Here is a 1,725-nt window from a genome sequence, read left to right as displayed (position 1 = left end):
GGGGTGACGGCGTGGTTGGTGTCGGGTGGCAGTGCGGGTGGTCTGCGGGCGCAGGCCGGGCGGTTGGCGGAGTTCGCCGCCTCGGGTGTCGAGGCCGGTGCGGTGGGTCGGGCGTTGGCCGGGAAGCCGGTGCTGGGTCACCGTCTGGCGGTGGTCGGTGCGGATCGTGGTGAGCTGCTGGCGGGTCTGGGTGCGTTCGCGGCCGAGGGGGAGGTGGCGGGCAATGCCGTGACCGGCACGGTCGGTGCCACGGCGCGTGCGGTGCTGGTGTTCCCGGGGCAGGGCTGGCAGTGGGAGCGGATGGGCGTCGAACTCCTCGACGCCTCGCCGGTGTTCGCGAAGTCGGTGGCGGAGTGCTCGGCGGAGGTCGAGCGCCTGGCCGGCTGGTCGGTGATCGACGTCCTGCGCGGCGCCGAGGGTGCGCCCGCGTTCGAGCGGGTGGACGTGGTCCAGCCCGTGATGTTCACCGTGATGGTGGGCCTGGCGCGTGTGTGGGAGTCGCTGGGGGTCCGGGCGGCGGCGGTGGTCGGGCACTCGCAGGGCGAGATCGCCGCGGCCTGCGTCGCGGGCGCGCTGAGCGTCGAGGACGCGGTGCGCGTGGTCGTCGCCCGCTCGGCGGCGATCACCGCCCTGGCCGGGCAGGGCGCGATGCTGTCCGTCGCCACCGCCCTGGACGCCGTCAACGGTCACCTGGAGGGCTTCGAGGGCCGGCTGTGGGTGGCGGCCGTCAACGGCCCCTCCTCCACCGTCGTCGCCGGCGACCTCGAAGCCGCCGAGGAGTTCCTCGCGCACTGCGAGGACAAGGGTGTGCGGGTGCGGCGCATCCCGGTGGACTACGCCTCCCACACCCCGCACGTCGAGGCCATCGCCGAACGCATCCTGGAGGATCTGGCGGGCATCACCCCGCGCACCGGGCACACCCCGGTCTACTCCACCCTGACCGCGAGCGTGATCGACGGCTCGCAGATGGACGCCCGGTACTGGCTGGACAACCTGCGCAGCCCCGTCCGCTTCCAGGACGCCACCACCGCGCTCCTCGACGACGGCCACACCGTGTTCATCGAGTCCAGCGCCCACCCGGTCCTGGCCAACGGCATCAGCGAGAGCGCCGACGCCCACGGCGCGAACGGCGCCCACGTCACCGTCACCGGCACCCTGCGCCGCGACGAGGGCGGCCCGCGCCGCCTCGCGCTCAGCGCCGCCACCGCCTGGACCGCCGGCCTGGACCTCGACTGGACCCCGGTCCTCGGCACCGGCGCTTCCGGTGTGGAGCTGCCGACCTACGCGTTCGACCACACCCGCTACTGGCTCGACTTCACCCCCGACACCGGCGGCGATGTCACCACCGTAGGCCTGGACACCGTCGAGCACGGCCTGCTCGCCGCCGCCGTCGACGTCGCCTCCGGCGACAGCGCCATCCTCTCCGGCACCCTCAGCCTCGCCACCCACCCCTGGCTGGCCGACCACGCCGTCACCGGCACCCCCCTCCTGCCCGGCACCGCCTTCCTCGACCTCGCCCTCCACGCCGCCGACCACACCACCAGCGCCGGGGTGAAGGAACTCCTCGTCCAGGCCCCCCTCATCCTCCCCGCCACCGGCGCCCTCGACCTCCAGGTCGTCATCGACGCCCCCGACCCCGACGGCTGCCGCAACACCACCATCTACTCCCGCCCCCACACCACCACCCACACCACCTGGACCCGCCACGCCCAAGCCACCCTCGCC

1 protein-coding gene is annotated in these 1,725 nt (G+C 74.2%); it reads left to right on the top strand.

What is annotated here, in order from left to right:
- Positions 1-18: 18 nt before the first annotated feature.
- A partial coding sequence (locus ACFU74_RS37220; RefSeq protein ID WP_380764568.1) for an acyltransferase domain-containing protein occupies positions 19-1,725 on the top strand: 1,707 nt, incomplete at its 3' end.

Origin of the sequence: Kitasatospora sp. NPDC057500 (assembly GCF_042802195.1) — a bacterium.
In the GTDB taxonomy this organism is placed as follows: Bacteria; Actinomycetota; Actinomycetes; order Streptomycetales; family Streptomycetaceae; genus Kitasatospora.
The sequence above is the reverse complement of the archived record's forward strand: the minus strand, read 5'-3'. Positions and strand labels throughout refer to the sequence as shown.